Annotated in this window: 1 protein-coding gene and 1 other annotated feature; the gene reads left to right on the plus strand. The window is 65.3% G+C overall.

Annotation, left to right across the window (positions count from 1 at the left end):
* Nucleotides 1-50 precede the first annotated feature (50 nt).
* A protein-coding gene (locus tag Y694_RS21850; RefSeq protein ID WP_152543640.1) for an IS3 family transposase occupies nt 51-1282 on the plus strand; the annotation gives its coding sequence in 2 pieces (ribosomal slippage) (nt 51-339 and nt 339-1282; 1233 coding nt in all).
* Nucleotides 329-445, plus strand: a sequence feature (AL1L pseudoknot). Its footprint overlaps the gene before it by 117 nt.
* Nucleotides 1283-1321: the final 39 nt, after the last annotated feature.

Genomic DNA, 1321 nt, shown 5'->3' on the forward strand with positions numbered 1-1321 from the left:
TGAACCGCCCCGGGTTTCGAGGAGGCTCCAACACTTGAGAAGATGGAGCCATGAAGAAGTCGAGCAAGTTCTCACCCGAGGTGCGTGAGCGGGCCGTGCGGCTGGTGCAGGAGCATCGCGGGGAGTACCCGTCGCTGTGGGCGGCGATCGAGTCCATCGCACCGAAGATCGGCTGCGTGCCGCAGACGCTGCTGGAGTGGGTCAAGCAGTCAGAGGTGGACGCCGGTGCCCGGCCAGGCGTCAGCACCGTCGAGGCCAAGCGCATCAAGGACTTGGAGCGCGAGGTCAAGGAACTGCGCCGGGCCAACGAGATCCTGAAGCTGGCGAGCGCGTTTTTCGCCCAGGCGGAGCTCGACCGCCGGCTGAAGTGATGTACGGGCTCGTCGACGAGCACCGCAATGTCCACGGGGTCGAGCCGATCTGCACAGTGCTGCGGATCGCCCCGTCGGCCTACCGACGGCACGCTGCCCGGTGCCGGGATCAGGCACTGCTGAGCCCCAGGGCACGACGTGACGTGGCGCTGATGCCCGTGGTCGAGCAAGTGTGGAATGCCAACCTGCAGGTCTACGGCGCGGACAAGGTCTGGAAGCAGATGAACCGCGAAGGCATCGAGGTGGCGCGCTGCACGGTCGAGCGCCTGATGCGGCGCCTGGGTCTGCGCGGTGTCAGGCGCGGCAAGGTGATGCGCACCACCATCAGCGACAACAAGGCACCATGCCCGCTGGACAAGGTGAACCGGCAGTTCCGGGCCGAGCGGCCGAACCAGTTGTGGGTGTCGGACTTCACCTATGTCTCGACCTGGCAGGGCTGGCTGTACGTGGCATTCGTCGTGGACGTGTTCGCCCGGCGCATCGTGGGCTGGCGCGTGAGCAGTTCGATGACCACCGACTTCGTCCTCGATGCTCTGGAGCAGGCCTTGTACGCCCGCCAGCCTGAACGAGACAGCAGCCTGGTGCATCACTCGGATCGCGGTTCGCAATACGTCAGCATCCGCTACAGCGAACGGCTGGCCGAGGCCGGCGTCGAACCGTCGGTGGGCAGCAAGGGCGACAGCTATGACAACGCGTTGGCCGAGACGATCAATGGCCTCTACAAGGCCGAACTGATCCATCGTCGCGCACCCTGGAAGACCAAGGAGGCGGTGGAGCTGGCCACGCTGGAATGGGTGTCCTGGTTCAACAACCACCGCCTACTCGAACCCATCGGCTACATCCCACCTGCCGAGGCCGAGGCAAACTACTACCGGCAACTCGCCAGTCAGGCTACCGAGGTGGCGGCTTGACTTAACCCAACGGGCCTCCGCGATTTCCGGGGCGGTTCA

The organism is Methylibium sp. T29-B, from assembly GCF_000576225.1.
Lineage (GTDB): Bacteria > Pseudomonadota > Gammaproteobacteria > Burkholderiales > Burkholderiaceae_C > Methylibium > Methylibium petroleiphilum.